The sequence below is a fragment of the Gordonia paraffinivorans NBRC 108238 genome, assembly GCF_000344155.1.
GTDB lineage: Bacteria > Actinomycetota > Actinomycetes > Mycobacteriales > Mycobacteriaceae > Gordonia > Gordonia paraffinivorans.
This window is the reverse complement of the sequence record NZ_BAOQ01000025.1, coordinates 29,722-51,553: the sequence shown is the minus strand read 5'-3', so window position 1 is coordinate 51,553 and position 21,832 is coordinate 29,722. Positions and strand designations below refer to the sequence as shown.

The following is a 21,832-nucleotide window of genomic DNA, read 5'->3' as shown; positions in this document are numbered from 1 at the left end:
TCGCCCCCAGCGGGGATCACGAGCCACCAACCCCAAGCCGCATGGCGACCCACCATCGGATGGTCCACCTCACCGGCACCGGCTCAGAACGCCGACGTGGTCAGATCGATACCGAGGGTGCGGATCTTGCGGTAGAGCGTCGATCGGGCGATGCCGAGCCGCTCGGCGGCTTTGTTCTTGTTGCCCCCCGCCTCGCGAAGCGCGGCAGTGATCGCATGGGCCTCCACATGCTCGAGCCCGGCCAACTTGCGCCGCGAGGCGCTCGCAACGACATCCGCAGGAAGATCGGCTGCATTCACGTAACCATTTGTGGTGCTTTGGAGAACCCGCATCACCACCGTCTCCAGAGAGGTGATGTTCCCCCGCCACTCCAGGCGAGACAGTGCCTGAACGGCGTCGGGCATCCATCGAACACCACCCGTGCGTCCGAGCCTCGCACTGGCAACCTGCGACAGCGACGCCAACAGCGAGGGCAGGTCCTCGATCCTCTCACGCAGAGGCGGGACCGAGAGAACGACCGGGAACTCGGCGTACAAGGGGTCGGTGTGTCCGTGTTCGACGTCTCTGGTCGTGGTGGCCAGCACACGGACCGGTCCGCCACGATGCGAACGAAGCAGCGTCGCCACCGCCGTCGCAGTGGAGTCATCGAGTTCGTCGCACCTCCTCAGTACCACCGAGGACGGCGTCTCTTGATCGAGGAGATCCGAGAGCCGACGCAAGAACGAGTCGCGGCCCTCGAGGCCGACCGAAGTCGCGTCCAATACCGTCGCCGACCCGCCCGCCAGCGCCTGCGCCACCGACAGTTTTCCCGTACCGCGTTCGCCGACAATAAGAGTCGGCATCGCACGGTCGGCGGCCACCGCGTGACGGCACAGCTCACGCCAGCGCGGTCCGTCACCGACCAACCCGGGGAGGCCGGGAGCAGGTGAACAGGCCCGACTCCGCGACGGGCGTTCGTCAACCGGCCGTATGCGTACCACTGCACCGACTGATTCAGCCGCACTCACGACCTCACGACATTGCACCGAGACCACCGTGCCGTCGGTGAGGACCAATTGTCGGGATCGTTCAGAGCCCTCCCTGATTGCGCGTGAAGCGTGCTCCCACAGAAGCGCCTGGTCGACCGATGAGATGAGTCTTGCCGCGGTTGCATTGGTGATGATCGTCTGATCATTCAGGGCCACCAGCGGATGCCTGGCGTCGCGATTCTCGTTCAGGTACGCGTTGAGCAGTGTCCTCTCACGACGGGTCGCGGTCTGATGAAACTCTTGCTGAATGTCCGCAACCAACTCCATCACCCAGGAGAGCAATACCGGGCTGGTGTCGCGATAGCGGCTCGTCAGGTTGAGCGAACCGACGATCCGGCGTGTGACCGGGTGGATGATGGGAACGCCGGCCGAGGTCACTTCCGCATACTCCTCGTAGAAGTGTTCGAGGCCACGGACAATCGCCGGCTTCTCGGTGAGCAGGCAGATGCCGCTGGAGGTTCCGATGGAACTCTCGTCCACGGCCACAGAGGGGACGATGCCGTGTCTCTCCAACCATTTTCCAACTGCGGGATCACCCACCCACTGACGTAAGAGCACCCCGTCGGCATCTGTGAGCGACAGCCCACACATCGACTGTTCGAGTACGGCCTCGCGGGACGTGATGACTGCGTGAGCGACCTTCACCAGCGGATTCTGCATGTCCACCTCGACAGAACGCACGATCTGCCTCGGGCGATTGCCGAGTCCGTAACGCAGGCTTCGGCGCCATGAGTCGATCACGCTCATATCGAGGCCGGACGCTCGAAGGTCATCGGGATCGACCATCCCCGTGGAGAAGAATTTCTCTCGAACATGACTCAGCCGAGATCTGTCGTCGAGAGGAAAGCCCCGAACACCGGCGTCCGTGCTCGTGCGCGCCCGATCCTCGCTACGTCGTGACGTGACAGCCGTACTCACTAGCTCAGACCTCCATGTCAGTACAACCAGCGCTATCACTCCGCACGCTGGATACAGCAAGAGTGACCCACTACCGACACAGTGTCAAGATAAATCGGGGCGCTCGACGGGCAGAGCCAACAATCCACGGGTCAGAAGGTCATGTACATTCGCGCGCTTGAGTTTTCCCTTACGTAGCCATTCGTCGGTTGCCGTGCTCAGAAGGGCTTGGAAGGCCCGGATCTGAGCTCGGTTCAAATCGGTACTGGGAGCTTGCAGCACTGCGAGCAATCGCTCCTCCCACACTCTCATCCCGGCGCGGAGGACCTCCTCCACCTCGGGGTCGCGACCCATCGAAGACGCTCCGATCATGCTCAGATATGTCTCGCGGTTGTGCTCGACGAGATCGAGCCACTTGTCAAAGGTCTCAGCGACCGCCGTCGGAACGTCCGAGGCCCGGGGGAGATCGGTAGGAGGTGCCGGCAACCGGGCAAAGCGCCGAACCACCTCGAGGTAGAGAGCTCTCTTCGTACCGAAGTGGTGGTGCAGATTCGTCCGGGTGGTACCCGCCGCCGCGGCGAGTTCCGCCGTCGAAACTTCTTCGTAAGCACGTTCTGCGAAGAGACGCTGGGCGGCTTCGAGAATCTGCTCACGCCGGTCACTAGAACTGAGACGGGTACGCCCCGCCGAGCGGGATGTGGTCATGTGGTGACAGTAGTACGCAATCGGAGACCCGATTCCGAGAACACAGGACCGCCTCGTGACCATCTGGACTGCTGCACGGGATAGGTGATATCGATCTGGCTAGTCGTTCGCGCTGTCAAGAAGGATGTAGCTGTACGTTCACGACGCCCGAAACCACCCCTGACGACGGGTCGGATTCGACCCTCCCCGTCTCGCGAGAAGGGTGACTCCAGTACAGCGGGGCCAGGCCCCCAGGCACGACTCCACATGCGCGTGGCCGGCAACGACTACACCGTCCATCCGGCGGTGATCGGCCACTTCGTCGACACCACACCGCCGACCTGTAGCCGCCCCCAACGCCTACCCGGCACTGTCTTACACCACCACCGTATGGGCGACCCACCTCCACCGAAGCAGAGGCCGCTGGACGCCTGACACACGAACTCACAAGTACGCCGTTACCCGGCTGCTCGTCAACGACGAGATCGGCTACCTGCCGTTCGACCCCGACACCCCACCTCCAACAACCTGTTCCCCCAACTCATCGCCAGTCGCTGCGAGCCGGCCTCGGTGCCGATCACCTCGAACCTGCCCTTCGGTCGCAGGGTCGAGGTCTTCGCCGACGACGTCGTTGCCGCCGCGCTGATCGAGCGACTGGTCCACCACACCGAGGCATCACTATCGACGCCGAGCCCTACCCACGAGACGACGTCATCACCCACGACAGTGGCGATGGGCGCAGAAGCCCTGTGCCCATCGCCGGTCTGTGCGTCAATCCACCAGCGCCCTCATGTCGCCTGCGAAACCTCGGTCGACGTTCGCCGGGACGAGGTCGACACGGACGCAATGGCCCAGATGCTCAGGAGTCCGGCGACGGTGATGAACGCCCCGACCGAGAGCAACGATCCGGTCGCCTCCAGCAATCCGGTCGCGATGAATGGGGAGAACCCGCCGCCCAGGACAGCGCCCAACTGGTAGCCGATGGACGCGCCGGAGTAGCGCACCTCGGCACTGAACATCTCGTAGTAGAACGCAGCCATCGGACCGTAGAGCGCCCCGAGAGTGACTCCCGGAACAACCACTGCGAGAACCAGAAGCGGGACGCTGCCGGTGCCCAACAGCAACACAAACGGGAATGCGCTCGCCGTTGTGGCGATTGCGGACCAGACCAGCACCGTCTTTCGCCCCGATTTGTCCGAGAGCGCCGCAAAGATCGGAATCGACACGACAGTTGCCAAACTCGACAACAGAACCGCGACAAGTGCCGTTGTACGGCTGATGTCATGGGATGTGGCATACGAGATCGTGAACACGATCAGTACGTAGTAGTACACCTGGACGATCAAGATCATCCCGCCCGCCTGCAGGATCTCCCGCGGATGGGTACGCAGCGCCTCGATAACCGGCGACCGCCGCTGAACCTGCTGACCGCCCTGCTCCGCGACGCGACGCTCCTGGAGCTCGCGGAACTCTGCGGTGTCCTCGATCTTCAGTTGCATGTAAATACCTGCCGCCACGACGAACACAGACAGCAGGAACGGAATGCGCCATGCCCAGCCGATCAATGCGTCCGAGCTCACGGCGGCAACGACGACGAGGAACACGACATTGGACAGGATGACCGCCAGTGATGGTCCGATGTGCGAGAAGCTGCCGTAATAACCCCTGCGGTTCGCCGGCGCGTTCTCGGTGACCAGAAGCATTGCACCGCCGTACTGCCCGCCCACGGCCAGACCTTGAGCGGCGCGCAGCACCACGAGCAGGATCGGTGCGAGAATCCCGACCGTCGAATACGTCGGCAACACGCCGATCAGGAACGTGGAGATACCCATGACCATCATCGCGATGACGAGCAGCTTCTTTCTGCCCAACGTGTCGCCGAAGTGGCCGAAGATCAACCCTCCGAGCGGACGGAACAGGAAGCCGACCCCGAACGTCGCGAAGGCGGCGAGAGTGCCCAGTGCGGGGTTGACCGACGGGAAGAAGACCTTGTTGAAGACGAGTGCCGCAGCAGTCCCGTAGATGTAGAAGTCGTACCACTCGAGCGTGCTCGCGCCGAGAGCCGCGACGATGACCGCTCGCAAGCCCTTCGGTTTGTTCTCGGGTTCCGCCAGGTTTTCGCGGGTGGGCCGCATGATCATTCCTCCGATCGCCGTGTGCCTGCCACCAGGGTGGCAGGTGGACTGTTACTTCACGAGTCAGATTATGTGTGCGACAACACTTTTTGCTGTCCCAAAATGATCCTGCGGGACTGCCACCGGAGGATTCGGCCTTCACCTGAGTACGCCACCCGGCGACGTGACCGAGCGGCGCCCCAAACATCAGTACGACCGCGGCAACCCGTAGCTCTCGGCGAGATTGTTACGCACCATCTCGTTGCTGATGGGCGCGATCCGGAACTGACGCAGATCCCGCCAGAAACGTTGTGCGTGAGTCTCCGACGAGATGCCCATCCCACCCAGGACCTGGATGCCACGATCGGCTGCGGCAACGGCGAGCTCGGATGTCACGACCTTCACCATGTTCGCCTCCTTGTGGCAGTTCAGTCCCGATGCCTCGCGCCAGGCGGCGTCGAATGTCAGGAGCTCGCACTGCTTCTGAGCGAGGGCGGTGTCTGCGATGTAGTGCTGAATGATCTGGTGCCCACCGATCACCTTTCCGAATGCCGTGCGGGTCGATGCGTATTCGACGGATTCCTCGAGTATTCCGTCCAGCATGCCCAACGCCAGCGCGCCGCTCATCACCCGCTCGTTGTTCAGCGAAGCGACAAGGACTTTGAAGCCCTGATGCTCGATGCCGAGCAGTTGCGAGTCGGGTACGAACACGTCGTCGAGGAAGACCTCGCACGACCCCATCGCGCGCATGCCCATCTTCGGGATGTATCTCATCTCGATACCCGGCGAATTCGACGGCACGAGCAGGAGTGTTGTCGGGGGACGTTTGCCGGGGCCTTCAGGATCACCGCTGCGTGCGAGCAACAGTAGATATGTGGCCTGCTTCGCCCCTGTGGACCACATCTTCTGCCCGGAGACCTTCCAACCGCCGGGCACCTTGGTGGCACGTGTGCGCATCGCACCCAGCAGATCGGTGCCGCCTCCTGGTTCGGTCACCGCGATGGAGAAGCGGATGCGACCGGCGGCGAGTTCGGGGAGAAGTTCCTTCTTCTGTTCATCGGTACCGGCGTGGCTCAACGCCTTCGCGCCGGCGAACGAGGGGATCCCCCAGACCCAGGACAGGCCGCCCAGGCTTCGCGCGAGCTCACGGGCCAGAACAGCGGTGTCAACCGCGTTGCCACCCTGTCCGCCGTACTCCTCGCTGATCCCTACGGCATGAAACCCTGCTTCTGCCATGGCATCCCAGAGTTCGAACGGATACCGGTATTCCTGCTTCTCCAGCTCCAGAGCACGCTCGGGGGGGAAATTCTTGTCCACCCATCCGCGCACGTATTCGCGGAAGTCACGGCGGGCATCGTCCAAGTCCAACAACATGGGTTCACCTTACGATCGTGGGGACCCGGTCGACTGTCCCGAAACAGGACACCCGGGTGAGGGATTGTGCAGTTCAGACCCGCCACACGAGCGGTCCGGGCCGAGAGATGGGAATCGCGGGGATGACCGCGCTGCGCCCCAGCCGTGTCAGGCCGACCGCGAGCTCGGCGATCTCGACCGGGTCGATCATGGTGTCGGCTGGAACATCACCGGTCAGCGGCGCGGTCATGTCCGTCGCCACGTAACCGGGGCACAATGCAGTGGCACTGACCCCGCCGAGCGATTCCTCCGTGTTGACCGTCTCGCACAGCGAAGTCAGCGCGGCCTTACTGGCGCCGTACGCGGAATTCAACGGTTCCGAGGCCGTGCCCGTCAGCGACGATATCGCGATGACGCGCGACGAACCGGTGGTGCCGGCTGTTTCCCTGAGAGTCGGCAACAGTTGCTGGATGAGCAGATAGGCCGATCGAACGTTGACCGCGATCAGTTTGTCGAAGCGCCGGATCGGGAACTCCGCAATCGGCCCTATCGATCCCATGCCGGCGTTGAGGACCAGCGCATCGAGTCGGCCGAAGCGTTCTCGGTGCGCGGCGGCCAGCGCGAGGACGTCCCCTTCAGATGCCATGTCCGCCACGACCGCACAGACCTCCCCCTGCGATCTCTCCCGCAACGTGGTGGCAGCTTCGGTGAGAGTGCTCTCGGTTCGTGCGCTGATGGTGAGGTTCCATCCGTCGTCTGCCAGTCGGCGAGCGATCTCGAGACCGATCCCTCGTGATGCGCCGGTGACCAGTGCTGTGCGGGTCATCGCGGCGCCATCCGCAGTGCGCCGTCGAGTCGAATGGTCTCACCGTTGAGCATGGGGTTGTTCACTATGTGGGCGACAAGGTCGGCGTACTCGGCCGGTTGGCCCAGCCGAGAGGGATGGGGGATCTGTTTCTCCAGCGACGCACGAGCGTCGTCGGTCAGCCCCTGAAGGATAGGGGTGGCGAACATTCCGGGCGCGATGGTGACGACGCGGATCAGCAAGTCAGCGAGATCCCTGGCGACCGGCAACGTCATTCCTGCGATCGCGGCCTTGGAAGCGGAATATGAGGCTTGGCCTACTTGCCCGTCGAAAGCAGCCACCGATGCCGTGTTGACGATGACGCCGCGCTCCCCCTCGACGGGTTCAGTCGCTGCGATCGCCTCGGCGGCGAGCCGAATCACGTTGAAGGTCCCCAGCAGATTGATCGAGATGACCCGCTCGAAGCGGTCGAGTCCGAGGGGCCCACGACGCCCAAGGGTCTTGGCTGGGTCGCCGATGCCCGCGCAGTTGACCGTAATTCGCAGAGGGGCCAAGGCCGACGCAGTCTCGATAGCTGCCGAGATCTGTTCGCTGTCCCGCACGTCGGCAGGCACGAATGTGATGTTCTCCGAGCGATCGGCCACCTCCGCACCGGGCGATTCGGGAAGATCGACGATGACGACCTTCGCTCCTGCGCCGCTGAGTTTCTCGGCCGTGGCGAGGCCGAGACCCGACGCTCCACCTGTGACCAGGGCAGAGCTTCCGCTGATGTTCACTGAAAAACTCCTTGTTGTGAGACCAGAGCACCCCCTGGTCTATGCGTTAGCCGTCGGGTTCCATCGCGCCGGTGCGCGATCGGTTCACAGTGCGACAGTGGCGGTTCCGGAGACGACGGGCGGCGCTCCGCCGTCCGCGGTGACGGGACGGACCCAAACGTCGCAATCGACCAGCATTCGACCGTCGGCGTTGCGCACGCCGGTCACCGTTCCGCCGGCCTCGACCGCATCGCCTGCGAAGACATTCGCGGTGAATCTGGTTGAGAGGGAACGGATAGAGGCCCGCGACCCTGTCCATGCGGTCAGCATGTTGATGATGTAGGCCATAGTGACACCGCCCTGGTTGACGTATCTGTCGCCCAGTCCTGCTTCGCGCACAGCCTCGAGATCGAAGTGGATGGGGTTGGGGTCCTGAAAGATCAGGGCCATGATCCGGATCTTGTCTGCGCTTACCGATTCCACCTTGAACGCCGGGAGGTCGTCGCAGACGCGCGGTTCAGTGGTGAGTGTCATCTACGCTCCTCGCTTGAAGATGAAGCCGTTGGCGACTTCGCCAACTGGTCCCGCCAGCGAGTTGTCCTTGTCGTGGAAGGCCGTTCTGACGGTTACGAAGTCCAGGTGTCCGCCATGCCTCGTCTCCTTGCGACTGACAGATTCGATACTCGCGGTGACGTCGATGGTCGCGCCGACTCGCAAGGGCCGGTGCTGAATCACCTCGCAGTTGCCGAACAGGAGCACATCCTGGGGGCGTTGGGCGGCCAAGGCGCAGAGTTCGACGACAGTGATGCCCATCCCCCGCAGCGACAGCACGAGCCCCCACAACGGGTGTGCGTCACCCGAATCGTCGGCATCGGCTTCCAATGCGTAATCCGCCAGCACGCTCTGATACGGCTCTATGGTGATGCTGGCTCCGGGGAGTTCACGGCCCTCGAGCGACTGCTTGAGTACTGCGATATCGATCAGTTCGGCCGGCGTCGAGGTCGACCCATCCCGCTCGACAGCGGACGGTCGTGTCCCGGTCACGTCAGTAGATGGTGTATCCGCCATCGACGATCACCTCATTTCCGGTGTGAAAAGTCAGGGAAGGGTCGGCAAGAAATGCCGCGATGTCGTGGAACTCCTCCGGCTCGGCCCACCGCCGAACCGGCGTTCGGCCGCTTGTCGCCCGAACGAACCGCTCGTCTGCTTGCAGGTGCTCGTTCATGGCGGTCTTGGTCCATCCCGGGACCAGCACGTTGCATCGCACTCGGTGCCGGGCGAGTTCGACCGCCAGTGTCCGGCCGAGGCCGAGCACCCCGGTCTTGCTCGCACCGTAGGCGGCCATACCCGCCCCGCCGTAGCGGCTGATGGTCGACGACACAACGATCATGGAGCCACCGACTCCCTGGTCGACGAACCGCCGCGCCGCCTCGCGAGTACAGAGGAAGGCCCCGTCGAGATTCGTGGCAAGCACATGTCGCCAGGTGTCGAAGGACATGTCCACGATCGGGGTCTCGATGGAGATCCCGGAGTTCGCCACGAAGCATCCCAGCGGTCCGAGCGTCGCCACCGTCTCGTCCATGGCCGCGATCACAGCTTGCTCGTCGGTCACGTCGCAGCTCACCCCGAGCGCCTTCACACCGAATGTCTCGATCTCGGCGACGGTCTGCGCATTGCGCTCGGCATTGCGCGCCCAGATCGCCACGTCTGCACCCGCTTTGGCGAGGCCGACGGCGAGAGCGCGGCCGATCCCGTTGTTGCCGCCGGTGACGACAGCAGTGGTACCGGTGAGATCGGCGGCCATCAGCGCACCTCCGGCGACTGGATGTCGATGAGCGTGGCCAGTTCCGCGCGATGTGCCGAAGCGGTGCCCAGACCTATCGCGTCGGCCTTCGCACGCTTGAGGTAGAGGTGCGCCGGATGCTCCCAGGTGAAACCGATACCACCGTGGAGTTGAATGCACTCCTCGGCCGCCTGCTGCGCGACCTCGGAACAGGTGGCCTGCGCCAGGGCGACGGCGATAGGCAGATCCGCGGATCCCGTCGTGGCACACTCGGCGGCATACCGCGCGACCGCTCTCGCCTGGGTGATGAGCACCCACAGGTCGGCAAGCCGGTGCTTCAGTGCCTGGTATGACCCGAGCAGACGGGCGAACTGACGACGAGTCGCGAGATACTCGACGGTGAGATCCAAACACCTCTCCGCAAGGCCGAGCTGCTCGGAGGCCAGCAGCATCGCTCCGATCCGCAGGGCGGTGGACACGGCTGCATCGAGCTCGGCGCCCGCGTCGGCGAGACGTCGGCCGTCGGCACCGTCGAACGAGATGTCCGAGACGGGACGAGTCATGTCCAGCGACACCGACTCCGTGATCGTCGCACTTTCAGCGGACACGAGGTAGAGACCGTCTGCGGTGGGCACGAGCAGAATGTCGGCGGCGCCGGCATCGACGACACCGGCCACCTGACCCTGCAGACGCCCGCTCTCCACTGTGACCGACGTCGGCACGCCGCCGTACGGCGTCGCCGCGAACGGAATGCACACCGCCGCCGTCGACTCGCCCGAGGCGAGCTGCTCGAGAACGTCGGGCAGGCGCAGTTCGAGCAGCAGTGCGGTGGCAATGCCGGCCGAACCGAGGAACGGGACGGGAGCAACCGCACGGCCGAGCTCCTCTGCCACCACTGCGGCCTCGCGCCAACTGCCGCCGGCACCGCCCTGCTCTTCGGGGATCGGCATTGCCGCGCATCCCAGTTCGCCGGCGAGGGTGGACCACAGACTCGTGTCGACAAGATCTGCCGATTCGGTGCGCGCCAGAACTTCGGTCCAGCCACATCGCTTGTCCAGCAGCGATCGCACGCTCTGGCGTAGGTCGTCTTCGATCTCGGTGTACAGGAGATTGCCGGTTTCCGGCGTCGTGACCGTCATCTGGGAAGATCCTTCCAAGGCGTGTCTTTGTCGGCGCGCGGCTCGGGCGGGAGCTGCAGCACACGTTCGGCGATGATGTTGCGCATGATCTCCGACGTGCCGCCTTCGATCGAGTTGCCCTTGGCCCGCAGGTAGCGCCACCCAGCCGGGTTCTCGGAGTGTTCGACGATCACCGGCCGGCGCGCCGTGTAGTCGCCGTAGCGCAGTGCCTCGGCGCCGAGGAGATCGAGCTCGAGAGAGGCGATCTGCTGGTTGAGCCGGGCGTAGGTGATCTTCGATCCCGACGCTTCCGGACCCGGTTCGCCGGCTGCCTGCTGCTGGCCGAGCCGTTCGGCGGTCAGGCGGGCAACCTCCGCCTCGACCCAGAACCGCAACACCTTGTCGTGCAGTGCCGCGGTGCGCAGTTCCGGCCGTTCACGCCAGACCTTGACCAGTTCGCCGATGGCTCCGCTCTCCCGCGGCACGGTGCCGGCAGCAATGGCCACTCGCTCGTTCATCAGGGTGTTCTGGGTGACGGCCCATCCCTGTCCGACCTCGCCGAGTCGATACTCGTCCGGGATCTCGACTCCGTCGAGGAAGACCTCGTTGAATTCACTCTCACCGGTGATCTGGCGCAGCGGGCGCACATCCACACCCGCAGCGGTCATGTCGCAGACGAAGAAGGTCAGGCCGTTGTGCTTCGGGACCGAGGGGTCTGTCCGGGTGACCAGGATCGCCCACCTCGCGTCGTGGGCCAGCGAGGTCCACACCTTCTGGCCGTTGACGACCCACCGGTCGTCCTTGCGGACGGCACTGGTCGCGACATTGGCGAGGTCCGAGCCTGCTCCCGGTTCGGAGAAGAGCTGGCACCAGATCTCTTCGCCCGTCCACAACGGACGCAACCAGCGAGCCTTCTGTTCGTCGGTTCCGAATCGGAGGATCGTGGGCGCCGCCATCCCGAGCCCGATGATGTTGCGATGGGGCTCGTTGGTGGGGGCGCCGGCTTCGGCCAACAGCCGATCGACCGTGGCCTGTAGCTCTCGGTCGAGCCCGCGGCCACCGAGTCCCTCGGGGTAGTGCACCCACGCCAGCCCGGCATCGAACTGAGCACGCAGGAAGTCGAGCCGCTCGGTCGTCGCCGGGTCATGGGCCGCGAGAAATTCGAAGACGGCGTCGGTGATGTTCGTGCTCATGGGATCTGCTCGAAGTGCGCGATGTCAAGAATCTGTCCGGTCCGGTTGTCCGCCCAGACGGCCCGGACCCGCGCGCCGGGCTTGAGCTGGTCGCCAACCGCGACGGGATCGGAGAGGTCGAGCCCGCTCACGTAGTGCATGAGAAGCGTGCTGGCGCCGTCGAGGCGGATCCCGGCGATGGCGTACGGCGGCTTCGGCCCACCGCGGAAGCTCTGCCACGCCACCGTGAACACCTCCACCTCGCCCTCGGGCGGAAGTTCCCGCCACTCATCGGTGGCCACGAAGCAGGACTCGCAGTATGCCTGCGGAGGGACGAAGACCCGAGCGCATTCCGGGCACGCGTTGGCGAGGATCTTCTTCTCGGTCAACCCCTGCATGAAGCGGCCCCAGGTCCGACCGAGGTGCACGTCGTAGTCGAGATCCCAGTGGACCCGCTGGGTCGTGATGGAGCCAGAAGTTTCGGTGGTCATGAGCACTCGTGCCTTTCCAGGACAGCCAGATTCTCGAATTGGAAGAATGTGCCCCCGGTTCCGTGTGCCAGGCCCCGGCGGGCGCCGGGTACCTGCATCTCTTCCGGAGCGTCGCCCATGAGTTGTAGTGCGACGTACACGTAGGGAGCGAGTTCGCCGGCAACGCCGGCATTGGTACACAGCGGCCCGCCGGACAGGTTGACCGGGATCTTGCCGTCGATACGGGTCGCCCCCGAGCGGATCAGGTCGATGCCCCCGCCGGGCGGCGCGAATCCGAGGGCCTCGAGTTGCATCGGCTGCATCGGCGCATACGGCGAGAACACCTCGACGACGTCGAACTCGGCAATCGGATCGTATACATCGGCCAGGCGATACACCTTGCGCGCCAGAATGGAGAGATTCTCCATCGCGGCGAAATCGCTCTTACCGCCGCCGAGGTACGGATCGCTGCTGGTGGCCATCGCGGCGATGAGCACCGGAGTGGGCCGCACCTCTGCGGCCGCCGCCTCAGAGCAGACGAGCAGCGCGTTCGCCGACGTGGACACGGGGCACACCATCGCCATGGTCATGGGACTGGACAGCGGACGGGAGTTCACCACGTCCTCGACGGTCAGCGTGTTCCGCAGGTGCGCATACGGATTGCGCGATGCATGCTCGTGGTCCTGAACCGCGCTGGCCGCGAAGTCCTGCACCGTTGCGCCGAACCTGCGCTGATAGGCGCTCGGATAGAAAGCGCCCATGTGATACGCACCCATTCCGAGAGGCTGCTCGACGATCATCGGCGAGTTCGTGTTGATCGCCGACTGCAGGTCGACCGCGCCGTAGAAGGTCGGCCCGCCGATGCACAACACGCGCTGACGGTCACCGGATCGGACCTGCCGTGCTGCGACCTGCATCAGGTTGCCGCCGGTCGTTCCACCGGTGTTGATCACCGTGACCGGGATGTCGGTGCCCAAGCCAAGTTGTCGGACAATGTGTTTGGCGCCGAGGACAGTTCCCTCGAAGCCGTCGATGTCGCCGATGACGAGACCGTCGAGTGCATCCGGGGTAATGCCCGCATGCTCGAGGGCCGCCCAGACCGCCTGCTGGATCAGTTCGACCGCCGACGAGGTCTGTTTGCGCGGCGAGGTCGCCTCGGTGATCCCGACACCGCCGATGAATGCTCGAGTAGACATCAGACTCCCTCCACCACCAACACCGTCGCGGTGTCGGCGACCGTTCCGGTCAACGGGTCACTCGACTGTGCGACGCCGTGACCGGCTCCGCTGTTCTCCATCGCTTGCACGACCTCGAGCAACCGCAGTGCACCGTTGGCCACACCGGGATACGAACTACGAACGCCGCCCGACGGATTCACCACAACACCGGGACCACCGAGGCCGAGGGCACTGAGAACCGGCGCATGCAGGGCCGGAGTCGGAGCAGTCAGTTCGACGATCTCGATCTGATCGTCCGGTGCTGAAACTCCGGCACGCCGATATGCCTCGTCCGCAGCACGACGAGTGGGTGCTGCCGGGTCGGTCAGCCAGGTCCCTGACGGAGTGGTGTCGCCGCTGGCCTGCCCCCATCCGGTCAATATCGCTCGCGTTGTGCGGGCGCGTCGCGCGCGCGGCAGGGAACCGAGGACGACAGCGATTGCGCCGGTGGAATCGGCGGGCAGCATCAGTTCGGTCAGCGGCCCGTTCACCAGTTCCGAACCCAGGACCTCGGACGCGGAAACCGCCTTTGTCCTGGTCGTGTGCGGTGATGTCGCCCCACGTGAGATCTCATCCGCGGCGAGCTCGGCGAGCCGGTCACGATCGATCAGGCCCGCGCCCAGCGCATGGCTGGCATGCAGCCCCCAGATGGTCTCCGCAGAGAGGGCGACCGGACGGTCGAAGTGGGGTTCGAACCCGTAATTGGAGATCTGCTGGACAAATGCCCGTCGGTCGGGGGTGGAGACCTCAGGGTTGTAGACCCCGACGGCGACCACGACGTCGGCGTCGTTGGCGGCAATCGTCTGCGCCGCAGCGACAATTGCCTGGCCGGCATCACCCTCGAGTCGATAGGACTGGCCGAGATAGCCGCCGGAGGCGGCATTGGTCAGGCCACACGAGATGCTCCGTCCGTCGTAGATGTCGAGGGACGCGGTGATCGACAGGTCGACCTCTTGTTTGCGGATACCAGCCTCCCGCAAAGCATTCGACACTGCCTCGAAGACGAGTTCATCGAGAACCGCGTCTGACTCGACCACCAGCGGCGTTGTCGCCATTCCAATGATCGGGATCGGATCGGCCGCAGCGGCCGAAGGATTGAGCCTGGTCACATCGACACCCCGCCATCTACCGGGAGGACGACACCGGTGACATACGCCGCCTGTGCCGACGCCAGGAAACCGACCGCGGGCGCCATCTCGGAGGCCTCGGCGAACCGACCGAGCGGAACCGAAGCGGTCATCTCCGCGAGCCTGTCCGGTGGCACCGCCGCGACCATGGCGGTGGAGGCGTTGGGCGAGATGGCATTGCAGGTGATCCCGAATCTCGCGACCTCTTTGGCAACCGACTTGGTGAAGGCGATGATCCCACCCTTCGCCGCGGCATAGTTCGACTGTCCGATGTTTCCGTGCATACCGGTGTAGGACGTCACGTTGATGATGCGTCCGGCGCCGGCGGCACGCATGTGCGGGACGACCGAACGGGTCACGTTGAACGTTCCGGTGGTGTGCACGGCCAGCACCGAATCCCACTGCTCGTCAGTGAGTTTCCAGACAACGGCATCTCGTGCGATTCCGGCGTTGTTGACGGCGACGTCGATTCCGCCGGCCCATGCGACGATGTCGTCGACCGCCGACCGGACCGCGTCCCCGTCGCTGACGTCAACAGCCGTCAGATACACGCGGTCGACGCCACCCCATGCCTCGTCCAGCAGCTTCTTGTCGTAATCCAGCACCGCCACACGCGCCCCTGCGGAGTGGAAGTAGCTGGCTATCTGGTAGCCGATCCCTTGGGCCCCACCGGTCACCAGGACTGTGGTTCCGTCGAAATCCGGCGTGATCTGTCCGATGCTCATCAGATCCTCTCGATGATCGTCGCGTTCGCCATACCGCCGCCCTCGCACATTGTCTGGAGCCCGTAGCGCCCGCCGGTGTCCTCGAGGTGGTTGACCAGCGTCGCGAGTAGGCGGACACCTGATGCCCCCAGCGCGTGTCCGAGCGCGATCGCGCCGCCACGCGGGTTCAGCTTCTCCGGGTCGGCCTTCAAGTCCTTCAGCCACGCCAGCGGCACCGGCGCGAATGCCTCGTTGACCTCGTAGGCGTCGATGTCGTCGATGCTCAGCCCCGAACGCTTCAGTACCTTCTCGGTTGCGGGGATGACACCGGTCAACATCAGGAGCGGGTCGCTGCCCGTGACCGCGAAATCGGTGAACCGGGCACGTGGAGTCAAGCCGAGTTCGCTCGCCTTCTTCTCACTCATGATCAACGCGGCCGAGGCAGCGTCGGTGAGCGGCGAGGAATTACCCGGCGTGATGCTCCAGTTGATCTCCGGGAAGCGTTGCTGCAGGCGGTCGTCGACGAAGGACGGCTTCAGTCCACTGAGCCCCTCGACGGTCGTGGATGCACGCAAGGTCTGGTCGGTGTCATGCACACGACCGTCGACAGTGATCGGCACGATCTCGCGCTGGAACCCGCCGGCCTCGGTCACCTGAGCGGCCCGCTGATGCGACCGGGCGGAATACTCGTCGAGTGTCTCCCGATCGAGATTCCACCGGGCCGCGATGAGTTCGGCTGAAACACCCTGTCCGATCAACCCCTCGGGGTAACGGGCGGACAGCGGACCCCGGTTTGGATCCTGATCCACCGAGCTGTACCCCATGGGGACGCGGCTCATCGATTCCACGCCACAGGCGACGACGATGTCGTAGGCACCGGCAAGGACGCCCTGGGCCGCGAAGTGCACCGCCTGCTGGCTCGACCCGCACTGCCGGTCCACAGTGGTACCCGGCACCGATTCCGGGAGGCCCGCTGCAAGGATGGCATTGCGCGCGATGTTGAGGGTCTGCTCCCCCGCCTGCGACACGCATCCGGCGATGACGTCATCGATCGTGGCCGGATCTAGGTCATTGCGCTCGAGCAGAGCGCGGAGGGTCTGGGCCAGCAGGTTCACCGGGTGGATGCCTGACAGGGCGCCACCGGGCTTGCCCTTGCCTGACCCTGTTCTGACGATATCGACAATCACTGCAGACCCCATATGGCCATCTCCCGTTCGCTATCGGACCCTGAGGCCGCGCGCCTCACTCTGAGGTGACGTTAAGGACATCCGAGGAGGCCTGGGTGTCTCAATGCGCAACAGAATTGTGGTTCGGATCACCGACTGCGGGACGACACCAGAGGCACACATCCGGGGCGATACCCCGAGGCGCTCGATCGCGTGGACTCCGACGATTTCGCATGAGCCGAGGCCCGTCGGAACGTGATTCGCGGCGCTCGGTACGGTCACGCCCATCACATCGACGTGGGCGCCTTCGAACTCGTCGCGCGCGGACCATCGGCGTCATGCAGTTCCCCGGCCCTGACCGGTTCACCTCAGACGGCCCGACCATCACCCGGACCTTCTCCAGTCACCTTGCGCGGCAGTCGACACTGGATCTACTCGAGCGCAAAGAAGCGGGCGTGGAACAGATTTGGCATGTGGTCATGGATCCAACACACGCATGACCGGATCACGGCATTCGCTGGCACCGACCTCCCGGGAATCCCTGAGGTACCCGGGCCGCACGCCGGCCCGGGTATCGGGGATGGGGTGATCTGGCCACGCATTTGGTCACCCACAGAGTGTGGACAACCCCCGCCTAGGCATCTCCGTTCTGGCAGAACGTCACAGACGATCCGCCCGGTGCCGTCGCGCGCGCTCCAGGCAGTAGGACCGCAACCCGGTGTGCGGGAGCGGGTTTCGTGCTGAGCTGAGCGCTTCGGCGACTCGGAGATAGAAGTCGCGCGGTCGCACCCCGAACGTCGTGAAGATCTCGTCGTCCGCCGCCCCGCAATACGGCTTCCATCGAGCAGCGAAGTCGATCATCTCCTGCACGTCGGGCGCAGTGGTTTGCACAGTACCCCTCGGCGAGAGGTCATCAGATCGTCTGTCCACCATCGACCACCACTTCAGATCCAGCCATGTACGACGACTCGTTCGAGGCAGGGAACACAACGACGCCAGAGAGCTCGCGCGTCTCTCCCAAGCCGCATGTCCAGTAGGCGCGACAGCCTGCGTCGATCCACCTCGACGAAAGCCCGTATCCCGGGCGAACCCTCCTCCGACCAAGCTCGAGTCGATGTGTTTCGTGACCCTGCCGGCCTCGTCTGCGGCCCCAGTGGCTTGCGCTCATGCCAGGAGGTCCCTTCCGTCGATCTGTGCGTACGGCATCCGCTCGTTGGTCCGCTGGTCGCGGGGCGTCGATGTCCTCTCGAAGGTAGGGAGATCCAAGGGTCCCGAGGTGTCGCAAAGAGAGACACTCCCGGCACTCTCCGTGCTCATCCGGACCGCCGGACTGATCCGGTTGAATGCGGCCCACGACGTCGGCGGCGATCACCACTCGATCCAGCGGGCCCCGCTCATGTCCGACACGGCAGCGGCCATCGTCGCCGCAGGTGAATCGGCATCGAACTGACGCCGACGCCGGTTCAGCTCACCAGCTCCGCCAGTCGCCGGATGGCGAACTCGTACCCGCGGATGCCGTAGCCGGCGATCACTCCCTCGGCGAGCGGCGAGACGTAGGAGTGATGGCGGAACGCCTCGCGCTTGTGCACGTTGCTGATGTGCACCTCCATGATGGGCACCCCGGGCACCACCAGTGCGTCGGCGAGGGCGACCGAGGTGTGCGTCCAGCCGCCGGGGTTGATCACGATGCCGCTGATCCTGCCCACCGATTCGTGAATCCAGTCGAGCATCTGACCCTCGTGGTTGGTCTGCGCGGCGCGCAGCCCGAAGCCCAGTTCCGCCGCCGTGCGCTCGGCGAGGTCGACGACGTCGGCGAGGGTCTCCGAGCCGTAGATCGCCGGCTCCCGGGTGCCCAGCGTGTTGAGGTTGGGACCGTTGAGCAGCAGGATCGGCAGGCGCTGCGCGCCGTCGGCGGGCGTGGCATCGGACATGGGTCACACCTTAGTACCCGTCACCTGGGTCGCCGGGGGTCGAAGCGCCGCCCACGGGCGTGAGACAGCCCAACGGCTACCATCTCTCTTTGTGCCAGCGCAGACCGTTCGACGAGCGAGGATCGTCGCCATAGTCACCGGCATGCTGGGCTTCCTGCTCGCGCTGGCCACCCCGCTGATGCCGGTCGAGCAGAAGACCGCCGAGATCAACTGGCCCCAGAACGGGCAGATCGGCTCGGTCTCCGCCCCGCTCATCGGCTACACCCCCGTCGATCTCGACGTCAGCATCCCGTGCACCGCCGTCGACGACCTGCCGCCCGGCGGATCGGTCCTGTTCTCGACCACCCCGAAGCAGGCCGAGAAGTCGGCCGAACGCGGTCTCTTCGTCCGGACGACCGGCAGCGGCGACCGTCGCGGGGTCGAGGTGGTGATCCGCAACGTCCCGCTCGTCTCGGCAAGCGTCGCCGACATGCGCGCGCAGGGTTGCCGCGAGATCGTCGTGCACGCCGACTCCGACGCCGTCACCGCCGAATTCGTCGGCATGACCGATGATTCCGGCGAGCCCCTGAGCGGGTCGACCGAGGACAAAGAGGCCTTCGAGTACTCGCCCGACCAGCGTCCGCAGGTCACCGGGATCTTCACCGACCTGAGCGGTCCGGCCGCCGACGTCGCCGGACTCGACGCGCACGTCACCATCGACTCCCGCTACAACACCGCGCCCACCGTCGCCAAGTGGCTCGTCATCGTGGTCGGCATCGCCTGCACGCTGCTGTCTCTCGCGGCCCTGGCCGCGCTCGACGCCACCGACGGCCGCCGGCACCGGCGCATCTTCCCCGCCCGCTGGTGGCATCTCAACGCACGCGACTACGTGGTGATCGGCGCGCTGATCGTGTGGCACCTCGTCGGCCCCAACACCTCCGACGACGGTTACCTGCTCACGATGTCGCGGGTCGCGCAGGAGACCGACTACACGGCCAACTACTTCCGCTGGTACGGCGCCCCGGAGGCCCCGTTCGGCTGGTACTACCAGGTCTTCGGGCTTCTCAGCCACGTCTCGGTGGCCAGCCCGTGGATGCGCCTGCCCGCCCTCGCCTGCGGAATCCTGGTCTGGCTCATCGTGAGTCACGAGGTGATCCCCCGGCTCGGACGCGCGGCGGTCACCCGCCCGATGGTCGCCTGGACCGCGGCGTTCACCTTCCTGGCCTGCTGGTTCCCGTTCAACAACGGCCTGCGGCCCGAACCGATCATCTGCCTCGGCGCGCTGCTGACCTGGTGCTCGGTTGAACGCGCCATCGCCACCGGCCGCCTCCTGCCCGCCGCGGTGGCCTGCACCGTCGGCGCGTTCAGCCTCGCCGCCGGCCCCACCGGCCTGCTGGCTGTCGCCGCCCTCATCGCGGGTGCCCGGCCGATGATCATGGCCCTCATCAAGCGGGCCCGGGTCATCACCGAGGCCGTCGGTGGTCAGGACTCCAAGCGCGCCCTGCGCTGGTCGTTCGTCGCCCTGATCGCGCCGATCCTGGCGGCCGGCGTGTTCGTGGTCTTCGTGGTCTTCTCCAACCTGACGCTGCGCGCGTTCTCCGAGGCGTCGAGCATGAAGACCGCGCTCGGCCCGTCGCTGAACTGGTACAACGAGATGGGCCGCTACTCGCTGCTCTTCGCGTTCTCCGCCGACGGCGACATCGCCCGGCGCTTCGCCGTTCTCGCGATGATCCTCGGACTCGTCGTCTCCGCGGCGGTCCTGATCCGCAAGAACCGCATCCCCGGCACCGCGATCGGACCGACCCGCCGCATCGTCGCGATCACCTTCGCGTCGCTGGTGTTCCTCATGTTCACCCCGACCAAGTGGACGCACCACTTCGGTGTGTTCGCCGGCATCGCCGCGGCGCTGGCCGCCATCGCCGCCATCGCCGCGAGCGCGCAGTCGATGCACTCGCGCCGCAACCGCACACTGTTCTGCGCGCTGGTGCTGTTCATCGGCGGCCTGGCGTTCACCGCGCCGAACTCCTATTACTACTACTCGGCGTGGGGCATGCCCTGGGCGTATCAGCAGGTCACGATCGGCGGGGTGATGCTCGGCAGCGTCTTCCTCTACGCCGCCCTGGCGTTGCTGCTCCTGGCGCTGTGGTTCCACTTCCGGGAGCCCTTCACCGGCACCGACCCGCACTCCGGCACCGCCGCCGACGCCCCGGCGGCGCCCGCCGAGGACTCCGACCGCCCCTGGTACCGCCGCGCGGCCGGATCGGTGGCCGCCGCACCGCTGGCCTATCTCGCGTTGGCCGTCGTCGTCTTCGAGATCGTCACCGCGGTGTTCGCCGGCATCCACCAGTCCAAGTCGTTCTCGGTGCCGCGGTCGAACCTGGCCGCGTTCACCGGCAAGCAGTGCGGGATGGCGGACAAGGTGTGGGTCGAGGAAGACCCCAACCGCGACATGCTCGAGCCCGTCGACGCGACGCTGGCCAACCCCCTCGGCGGCCCGCCGCCCGAGCCGGGCACGGCGCCCAAGACCGTCGGCTTCTCCCCCGACGGCGTTCCGCTGGACCTCGCGTCGACTGCCAGCGAGGGATCGCTGGGCGTGCTGTCCGGCAACGTGTGGGCAGACCCGAAGATCCTGAACTCCAACCCGGGCGGAACGGGGGGCGGCGAGCTCGCCGAACCCGGCGTCAACGGCAGCAGCGCGGCGCTCCCGTACTTCCTCGACCCGGCCACCACCCCGGTCATGGGCAGCTACTCCAAGCTCGACCAGGTACCGGCCCGCCTGACCTCCGGCTGGTACGCCCTGCCGAAGGACTGGCGCGACCGTCCGCTGCTGACGATGTCGGTGGCCGGCGAGTACAACAACCCGAACGTGATGCTCGAGTACACCTCGCAGCCCGTCGGGCCCGACACCCGCGACTCCGATCTCGAGCCCACCGGCGAGACCGAGCTGATCGATCCCGGCCCCCGGCCCGCCTGGCGCAACCTGCGCTACAACACCGACGAACTGCCCGCCGACACCACCGCGGTGCGGATCGTGGCGACCGACGACAACCTCAACGAGGACCGCTTCATCGTGCTCACCCCGCCCCGGGTCCCGCAGATGAAGACCCTGCAGGAGGTCGTGGGCGACGACGACCCGGTACACGTCGACTGGACGTCGGGCCTGGCGTTCCCGTGCCAGCGGCCGTTCACCCACGACGTGGGCGTCGCCGAGATCCCCGAGTGGCGCATCAAGCCGGGCTCGGACCTGGCCGCGGCGGTCTCGGCCTGGCAGAACGGCTTCGGCGGCGGCCCGCTCGGCTGGCTCGAGGTGTCCCAGGAGCCCACCGCACTGCCGACCTACCTGATGTCCGACATCGGACGCGACTGGGGTGCGCTGGAACGCTACGAGCCCTACGGCGGGGTGGAGACGCCGGCCGAGATCGAGACCGGCACCGAGACCCGCAACGGGTTGTGGAGCCCGGCGCCGATCCGCTACTGAGCCGATCGGGCCGACGGGGCCGGTCGGGGTGGCCGATCGGGGTGATGGGCC

At 65.6% G+C, this 21,832-nt stretch carries 19 protein-coding genes and 1 pseudogene; 2 read left to right on the top strand and 18 right to left on the bottom strand.

Annotation, left to right across the window (positions count from 1 at the left end):
* Window positions 1-83 precede the first annotated feature (83 nt).
* Together GP2_RS12850 and GP2_RS12845 are read right to left on the bottom strand one after the other, a co-directional pair.
* The gene (locus GP2_RS12850; RefSeq protein WP_506256199.1) at window positions 84-1,946 is read right to left on the bottom strand and encodes a sigma-54-dependent Fis family transcriptional regulator; all 1,863 of its coding nucleotides are present in this window, start codon (window positions 1,944-1,946) and stop codon (window positions 84-86) included.
* 84 nt (window positions 1,947-2,030) lie between these two features.
* A complete protein-coding gene (locus GP2_RS12845) occupies window positions 2,031-2,630 on the bottom strand; it encodes a TetR/AcrR family transcriptional regulator (protein WP_006900942.1) in 600 nt (199 codons plus the stop codon).
* Between the two features lie 439 nt (window positions 2,631-3,069).
* Between GP2_RS12845 and GP2_RS21650 the strand changes: the two are divergent.
* Window positions 3,070-3,281 (top strand): annotated as a pseudogene (locus GP2_RS21650) (ATP-binding protein); the annotation flags it as partial.
* Between the two features lie 116 nt (window positions 3,282-3,397).
* Here the strand turns inward: GP2_RS21650 and GP2_RS12840 are convergent.
* From GP2_RS12840 to aroQ, 16 genes are all read right to left on the bottom strand, one after another.
* Complete coding sequence (locus GP2_RS12840; RefSeq protein WP_157211683.1) at window positions 3,398-4,744, bottom strand: MFS transporter; 1,347 nt, start codon at window positions 4,742-4,744, stop codon at window positions 3,398-3,400.
* Between the two features lie 186 nt (window positions 4,745-4,930).
* On the bottom strand, window positions 4,931-6,097 hold the full coding sequence (locus GP2_RS12835) for an acyl-CoA dehydrogenase family protein (protein ID WP_006900940.1): 1,167 nt from the start codon (window positions 6,095-6,097) through the stop codon (window positions 4,931-4,933).
* A 73-nt stretch (window positions 6,098-6,170) separates the two neighbouring features.
* Complete coding sequence (locus GP2_RS12830) at window positions 6,171-6,902, bottom strand: SDR family NAD(P)-dependent oxidoreductase (RefSeq protein ID WP_006900939.1); 732 nt, start codon at window positions 6,900-6,902, stop codon at window positions 6,171-6,173.
* Complete coding sequence (locus GP2_RS12825) at window positions 6,899-7,657, bottom strand: 3-hydroxyacyl-CoA dehydrogenase (protein ID WP_006900938.1); 759 nt, start codon at window positions 7,655-7,657, stop codon at window positions 6,899-6,901. Before GP2_RS12825 ends, GP2_RS12830 begins: the two co-directional genes overlap by 4 nt.
* An 84-nt stretch (window positions 7,658-7,741) precedes the next feature.
* Window positions 7,742-8,170: a MaoC family dehydratase gene (locus tag GP2_RS12820; protein ID WP_006900937.1), complete on the bottom strand. Its 429-nt coding sequence runs from the start codon at window positions 8,168-8,170 to the stop codon at window positions 7,742-7,744.
* Window positions 8,171-8,680: an FAS1-like dehydratase domain-containing protein gene (locus GP2_RS12815; RefSeq protein WP_006900936.1), complete on the bottom strand. Its 510-nt coding sequence runs from the start codon at window positions 8,678-8,680 to the stop codon at window positions 8,171-8,173.
* Window position 8,681: 1 nt separating this feature from the next.
* Window positions 8,682-9,440 carry an SDR family NAD(P)-dependent oxidoreductase gene (locus tag GP2_RS12810; RefSeq protein ID WP_006900935.1) on the bottom strand — a complete coding sequence of 253 codons (759 nt, stop codon included), beginning with the start codon at window positions 9,438-9,440 and terminating at the stop codon, window positions 8,682-8,684.
* On the bottom strand, window positions 9,440-10,558 hold the full coding sequence (locus GP2_RS12805; RefSeq protein WP_006900934.1) for an acyl-CoA dehydrogenase family protein: 1,119 nt from the start codon (window positions 10,556-10,558) through the stop codon (window positions 9,440-9,442). The genes GP2_RS12810 and GP2_RS12805 overlap by 1 nt, the downstream gene beginning before the upstream one ends.
* Entirely contained in the window at window positions 10,555-11,730 is a 1,176-nt protein-coding gene (locus tag GP2_RS12800) for an acyl-CoA dehydrogenase family protein (RefSeq protein ID WP_006900933.1), read from the bottom strand. The genes GP2_RS12805 and GP2_RS12800 overlap by 4 nt, the downstream gene beginning before the upstream one ends.
* Complete coding sequence (locus tag GP2_RS12795; RefSeq protein ID WP_006900932.1) at window positions 11,727-12,200, bottom strand: Zn-ribbon domain-containing OB-fold protein; 474 nt, start codon at window positions 12,198-12,200, stop codon at window positions 11,727-11,729. Before GP2_RS12795 ends, GP2_RS12800 begins: the two co-directional genes overlap by 4 nt.
* Window positions 12,197-13,375: a thiolase family protein gene (locus GP2_RS12790; protein WP_006900931.1), complete on the bottom strand. Its 1,179-nt coding sequence runs from the start codon at window positions 13,373-13,375 to the stop codon at window positions 12,197-12,199. The genes GP2_RS12795 and GP2_RS12790 overlap by 4 nt, the downstream gene beginning before the upstream one ends.
* On the bottom strand, window positions 13,375-14,505 hold the full coding sequence (locus GP2_RS12785; RefSeq protein WP_006900930.1) for a beta-ketoacyl-[acyl-carrier-protein] synthase family protein: 1,131 nt from the start codon (window positions 14,503-14,505) through the stop codon (window positions 13,375-13,377). The genes GP2_RS12790 and GP2_RS12785 overlap by 1 nt, the downstream gene beginning before the upstream one ends.
* Window positions 14,502-15,248 carry an SDR family oxidoreductase gene (locus GP2_RS12780; RefSeq protein WP_006900929.1) on the bottom strand — a complete coding sequence of 249 codons (747 nt, stop codon included), beginning with the start codon at window positions 15,246-15,248 and terminating at the stop codon, window positions 14,502-14,504. Before GP2_RS12780 ends, GP2_RS12785 begins: the two co-directional genes overlap by 4 nt.
* Window positions 15,248-16,426, bottom strand: coding sequence for a thiolase family protein (locus GP2_RS12775; RefSeq protein ID WP_006900928.1), 1,179 nt, complete (start codon window positions 16,424-16,426; stop codon window positions 15,248-15,250). Before GP2_RS12775 ends, GP2_RS12780 begins: the two co-directional genes overlap by 1 nt.
* 627 nt (window positions 16,427-17,053) lie before the next feature.
* Window positions 17,054-17,284, bottom strand: a complete 231-nt coding sequence (locus GP2_RS12770; RefSeq protein ID WP_051997214.1) for a hypothetical protein — start codon at window positions 17,282-17,284, stop codon at window positions 17,054-17,056.
* Window positions 17,285-17,856: 572 nt separating this feature from the next.
* Complete coding sequence (gene aroQ, locus GP2_RS12765) at window positions 17,857-18,324, bottom strand: type II 3-dehydroquinate dehydratase (RefSeq protein ID WP_006900925.1); 468 nt, start codon at window positions 18,322-18,324, stop codon at window positions 17,857-17,859.
* A 91-nt stretch (window positions 18,325-18,415) separates the two neighbouring features.
* Here aroQ and GP2_RS12760 point away from each other — a divergent pair, with 91 nt between their 5' ends.
* Window positions 18,416-21,781: an arabinosyltransferase domain-containing protein gene (locus GP2_RS12760; protein ID WP_040526971.1), complete on the top strand. Its 3,366-nt coding sequence runs from the start codon at window positions 18,416-18,418 to the stop codon at window positions 21,779-21,781.
* Window positions 21,782-21,832 lie beyond the last annotated feature (51 nt).

Excerpts from the sequence above, each read along its gene's own strand:
- GP2_RS12845 (WP_006900942.1), bottom strand. The coding sequence starts at position 2,630 with ATGACCACATCCCGCTCGGCGGGGCGTACCCGTCTCAGTTCTAGTGAC.
- GP2_RS12840 (WP_157211683.1), bottom strand. The coding sequence starts at position 4,744 with ATGCGGCCCACCCGCGAAAACCTGGCGGAACCCGAGAACAAACCGAAG.
- GP2_RS12835 (WP_006900940.1), bottom strand. The coding sequence starts at position 6,097 with ATGTTGTTGGACTTGGACGATGCCCGCCGTGACTTCCGCGAATACGTG.
- GP2_RS12830 (WP_006900939.1), bottom strand. The coding sequence starts at position 6,902 with ATGACCCGCACAGCACTGGTCACCGGCGCATCACGAGGGATCGGTCTC.
- GP2_RS12820 (WP_006900937.1), bottom strand. The coding sequence starts at position 8,170 with ATGACACTCACCACTGAACCGCGCGTCTGCGACGACCTCCCGGCGTTC.
- GP2_RS12810 (WP_006900935.1), bottom strand. The coding sequence starts at position 9,440 with ATGGCCGCCGATCTCACCGGTACCACTGCTGTCGTCACCGGCGGCAAC.
- GP2_RS12805 (WP_006900934.1), bottom strand. The coding sequence starts at position 10,558 with ATGACGGTCACGACGCCGGAAACCGGCAATCTCCTGTACACCGAGATC.
- GP2_RS12800 (WP_006900933.1), bottom strand. The coding sequence starts at position 11,730 with ATGAGCACGAACATCACCGACGCCGTCTTCGAATTTCTCGCGGCCCAT.
- GP2_RS12795 (WP_006900932.1), bottom strand. The coding sequence starts at position 12,200 with ATGACCACCGAAACTTCTGGCTCCATCACGACCCAGCGGGTCCACTGG.
- GP2_RS12790 (WP_006900931.1), bottom strand. The coding sequence starts at position 13,375 with ATGTCTACTCGAGCATTCATCGGCGGTGTCGGGATCACCGAGGCGACC.
- GP2_RS12780 (WP_006900929.1), bottom strand. The coding sequence starts at position 15,248 with ATGAGCATCGGACAGATCACGCCGGATTTCGACGGAACCACAGTCCTG.
- GP2_RS12775 (WP_006900928.1), bottom strand. The coding sequence starts at position 16,426 with ATGGGGTCTGCAGTGATTGTCGATATCGTCAGAACAGGGTCAGGCAAG.
- aroQ (WP_006900925.1), bottom strand. The coding sequence starts at position 18,324 with ATGTCCGATGCCACGCCCGCCGACGGCGCGCAGCGCCTGCCGATCCTG.